Source organism: Halorubrum sp. Atlit-28R, from assembly GCF_003665955.1.
GTDB lineage: Archaea > Halobacteriota > Halobacteria > Halobacteriales > Haloferacaceae > Halorubrum > Halorubrum tropicale.
This window is the reverse complement of the sequence record NZ_QPLS01000046.1, coordinates 1-895: the sequence shown is the minus strand read 5'-3', so window position 1 is coordinate 895 and position 895 is coordinate 1. Positions and strand designations below refer to the sequence as shown.

At 61.6% G+C, this 895-nt stretch carries 1 pseudogene; it reads right to left on the bottom strand.

Going from position 1 to position 895, the window contains the following annotated elements:
- Nucleotides 1–787: pseudogene (locus DVK06_RS16690) on the bottom strand (ArsR family transcriptional regulator); the annotation flags it as partial.
- Nucleotides 788–895 lie beyond the last annotated feature (108 nt).

Here is an 895-nt window from a genome sequence, read left to right as displayed (position 1 = left end):
CCAACGACCGAGCAGTACAGACTGCCCACTGCATCGGATTGTCGACTTCGGCGGCCACAGCGAGCCGATCATTGTCCCAGTCCATGTAGCGCCGAGGAGCTGCTCGATCGTCCCACTCGGAGACCGCCGCATCGACGGTTGCGACGCCATTCTCGGGGGTCGCCGCAACAGCGGCCTGATACGTAGAGCGAGGAAGCGGTTGGATAGTGTGGAGTGCCGGGAGGCGGTCGCGGCTCCAGCCGGTCCCCCCCTCACGTGTGTGCGCGGGTCTAGACTCCAAATTGTCGTCGGATTTTCCGGTCCGACTCACAAAATTCTGAAGGGGTTTTTGTCGCGTTCCAGATCGGCCGATTTCTTCGAGGAAACGCACCCCAGCCGGGCGAATTGCGACTTTGCTCCCATCGCTGGTCGCGATACGATCTGTCACGAGTTCGTGTTCGCGAAGCTGGCCCAGGTGGTACGCGACGTTGTTCCGAGACTGGTCGGGGTCATCGTACGGCGCAGCCTCATAGAGCGCCTCGTAGCCGGCTGTCTGGCCGGCTTCTGCGCCGATACGCTCAAGAGTTGCGACAACCTCACCGTCCGTCTCAAGCGCCTCACACGCAGCCGCGACGTGGTCGTCGACAGTTCCGTGAGCGCGCTGGCCTGTATCGCATTGTGAACTCACATCGAACGCTGCCACGTCGGGGACGTTCCCATCCAGTTCGTCGACATCGATCTCCGGATCGTAACTCCAAGCGAAGCGCCGCATCCAGATAGACGACTCAAACACAATCCGGACGTCCACACCGTGGCCAAGCCAACTGAGCAGCTGGACAATCTGCCGGCGTTGGTCGGCGTGGCCGATCTCCCGGAATGACTCATCGATCCGCACGGTGAGTGTCGGTGTATGGGA